The sequence below is a fragment of the Pseudonocardia sp. SID8383 genome (assembly GCF_009864975.1).
Lineage (GTDB): Bacteria > Actinomycetota > Actinomycetes > Mycobacteriales > Pseudonocardiaceae > Pseudonocardia > Pseudonocardia alni.
In genome coordinates this window covers 1-3,234 of sequence record NZ_WWFY01000461.1, presented here as the reverse complement: position 1 = coordinate 3,234, position 3,234 = coordinate 1, and the positions used below count along the sequence as shown (strand labels likewise).

Annotated in this window: 3 protein-coding genes and 2 rRNA genes; 2 read left to right on the top strand and 3 right to left on the bottom strand. The window is 70.6% G+C overall.

The genetic code is table 11. The features are described 5' to 3' along the window. Together GTW08_RS11310 and rrf are read left to right on the top strand one after the other, a co-directional pair. Nucleotides 1-468: ribosomal RNA gene (locus GTW08_RS11310) — 23S ribosomal RNA — on the top strand; the annotation flags it as partial. Between the two features lie 143 nt (nucleotides 469-611). Next, nucleotides 612-728: ribosomal RNA gene (rrf, locus tag GTW08_RS11305) — 5S ribosomal RNA — on the top strand. 324 nt (nucleotides 729-1,052) lie between these two features. Here the strand turns inward: rrf and GTW08_RS11300 are convergent. The 3 genes from GTW08_RS11300 to GTW08_RS11290 form a co-directional block, all read right to left on the bottom strand. Then, on the bottom strand, nucleotides 1,053-2,156 hold the full coding sequence (locus GTW08_RS11300) for a quinone-dependent dihydroorotate dehydrogenase (RefSeq protein ID WP_161151881.1): 1,104 nt from the start codon (nucleotides 2,154-2,156) through the stop codon (nucleotides 1,053-1,055). Nucleotides 2,157-2,176: 20 nt separating this feature from the next. After that, on the bottom strand, nucleotides 2,177-2,551 hold the full coding sequence (locus GTW08_RS11295) for an RNA-binding S4 domain-containing protein (protein WP_161151880.1): 375 nt from the start codon (nucleotides 2,549-2,551) through the stop codon (nucleotides 2,177-2,179). A gap of 36 nt (nucleotides 2,552-2,587) precedes the next feature. Continuing rightward, the coding region (locus GTW08_RS11290) for an SDR family NAD(P)-dependent oxidoreductase (RefSeq protein ID WP_161151879.1) at nucleotides 2,588-3,234 on the bottom strand (647 nt) is incomplete at its 5' end.

The window sequence follows — 3,234 nt, the reverse complement described above, 5'->3', positions numbered from 1 at the left end:
AAGGTACCCCGGGGATAACAGGCTGATCTTGCCCAAGAGTCCATATCGACGGCATGGTTTGGCACCTCGATGTCGGCTCGTCGCATCCTGGGGCTGGAGTAGGTCCCAAGGGTTGGGCTGTTCGCCCATTAAAGCGGTACGCGAGCTGGGTTTAGAACGTCGTGAGACAGTTCGGTCCCTATCCGCCGCGCGCGTTGGAGACTTGAGGAAGGCTGTCCCTAGTACGAGAGGACCGGGACGGACGAACCTCTGGTGTGCCAGTTGTCCCGCCAGGGGCACGGCTGGTTGGCTATGTTCGGGAGGGATAACCGCTGAAGGCATCTAAGCGGGAAGCCTGTTCCAAGATGAGGTCTCCCACCACCTTCGAGTGGGTAAGGCTCCCAGTAGATGACTGGGTTGATAGGCCGGAGATGGAAGCCCTGTGAGGGGTGGAGTTGACCGGTACTAATAGGCCGAGGGCTTGCCACAACGAGTTGTTCGCATCCACTGTGTGACCCTGAGTCCACAACCGTCCATGTTCCCGGTGATCCGGGGATCGTGGGGTCGGTTTGTGTGCTCGACCCCCGCCTCTCGGGGTTTTCTGGGGGGTGGGGTGATAGTTGGATAGTGTTGTCGGTGGTCATTGCGGTAGGGAAACGCCCGGTCCCATTCCGAACCCGGTAGCTAAGCCTTCCAGCGCCGATGGTACTGCACTCGCCAGGGTGTGGGAGAGTAGGTCGTCGCCGACATTCAACTTCATGGGATGTGCCCCGGACTGTCGAGTCCGGGGCATTTCTCATTTCCGGACTTTTTTCGGTCCGATGCGTGATGCCGGCCCGGCCGGGCATGAGTGTGTCTGTTTGTGGTCCCTGGCGCGGGTCCCTCGGGGCTGGTGGTCGGGCCGTGGAGCTCTCTTGTGGGAGTCGCATCCGGTCCTGTCGTGCCGGTGGGTCGGCGCACCTGGCATGCCTTCCTGTGACCTCGCACCCTCTGCAGGGGCTGCGAGGTCGCAGAAAGGTGTGCGACGTGGGCTGCGAGGAGGGGGCCGGCGGGAACACCGGCCGCCGCAGGCGTCAGAGGTCGGCGCCCACGGCGTCGTCGACACACGAGAAGCCGTCGGCGCGCAGCAGCGCCGCGAGCTCGCGGTGGACCCGGGAGGGCCAGAGCAGACCGCCATAGACGAAACCGGTGTAGGCCTGCACCAGCGCCGCGCCGGAACGGATACGGCGGTAGGCCTCCTCGGCGTCGGCGATCCCGCCGACGGAGACGACGACCTGGTCGTCGTCGAGGCGGGTACGCAGCTGCCGCACGACGGCACGGGCCCGCTCGGTCAGCGGACGCCCGGACAGCCCACCCGCACCGGTGGCGGTGACGACGTCGGGCGCGGTGCGCAGACCGTCGCGGGAGACGGTCGTGTTCGTGGCGACGACCCCGTCGAGCCGCATCCGGCGGGCCAGGTCGGCGACGGCGTCGAGATCCTCCGGCGCCAGATCGACCGTGATCTTCACCAGGAGCGGGACACGACGGTCCCGGGACACCCGGTCCAGCTCCTCGCGGACCGCGACGAGCAGCGGCTCCAGCACGTCGACCTGCTGCAGGTCCCGCAGGCCGGGGGTGTTCGGAGAGCTGACGTTGACCACGACGTAGTCGGCGTAGGCGCCCAGCGCGGCGGCGCTCGCACGGTAGTCGGAGGCGGCCTCCTCGGCGGGTACCGCCTTGCTCTTGCCGATGTTGACCCCGAGCACCGGCATCCCCGGTCCGGAGCGGGCTCGCAGCGCGGCGAGACGGGGCCCGACGGTCCCGGCCCCGGAGTTGTTGAAGCCCATCCGGTTGACCAGCGCGGCGTCGTCGACGAGCCGGAACAGGCGGGGCCGCGGGTTGCCGGGCTGCGCCCGACCGGTCACCGTGCCGATCTCGACCGCGCCGAACCCGAGCCTGCCGAGCGCGAGCACACCCTCGGCGTCCTTGTCGAAACCGGCGGCGAGACCGAGCGGGCCCGCGAACTCCAGACCCAGCACCCGGGTGCGCAACACGGGGTCCGACGGGGCGAACCGCTCCGCGACCCGCTCACCCACGACGGGTGCGGTCCCGAGCGTGCGGACCACACCGAACCCCATCCGGTGCGCGGGTTCGGACGGGACGTGCCGGAGCACGTGGCGCATGAGGGCGTCGTACATGCCCCCATCCTCACACCGGCCTAGGAGGTGCGGCGGGACAGCCCCAGCTGGTCGAGCATGCGGCGGTCGCGCTTCGTCGGGCGGCCGGCGCCGCGGTCGCGGTGGGCGAACAACGGCTGCCCGCCGGTGCTCGGCTCCGGCGGAGTGTGGTCGATGTAGCACGCCTGCGCGATCGGAGCGCCGACCCGCTTCTCGATCACCCGGGTGACCTCGACGATCCGGTTCCGGTCGTACACCCGCACCCGCACCCGGTCGCCGACCTGTACCGTCGCCGCCGGCTTCGCGGGCCGGTCGTTGATCCGCACGTGCCCGCCCCGGCACGCCGTCGCGGCGTCGGCACGGGTCTTGGCCAGGCGCACCGACCACAGCCACCGGTCCACGCGGGTCCCCTCCATCGGACCATCGTGCCATCCGGGACGGCAGTCCGGGTCTCAGTAGTGCACGGCGCCCGGTGTTCCCCCGCCCGCGGCGACGGCGTCGCCGGTGATCGCGACCGAACGGGGCGAGCACAGGAACGTGATGACGTCGGCGACCTCCGCGGCGGTCGTGATGCGGCCGATCGTCGTCGTCGCGTCCAGCTCCGCGCGGGCCTCGGCGCCGGTGATCCCGGCCGACTCCGCCCGCGCGGCGACGACGTCGGGCGTCCGCTCGGTCTCGGTGACACCGGGGTGCACGACCGTCACGTTGATGCCGTGCGGACCCAGCTCCTGCGCGAGCGCCGCCGTCATCGAGGCCACCGCCACGTTGCGCACCGACCCCACCAACGACGACGACTTCCGCGCGTTCAGGCCGCTGACGTTCACGATGCGCCCCCACCCCTGCGCCCGCATCAGCGGCGCGACCGCCCGGGCGCACCGCAGGTAGCCGAGGACCTTCGTCTCCAGCTCGACCCGCACCGCGTCGTCGGCGATCGAGGCCAGGTCGGTCGGCGGGCCCGCGCTCGCCGGCCGCGCGGCGGCGTTCACCAGCACGTCCACCCCACCGAACCGGTCGGCGACGGCGGCGACACCACGGCGGACCGCGTCGTCGTCGGTGGTGTCGACGGCGACGGCCAGCGCCTCCGGCGCACCCGCGGCGC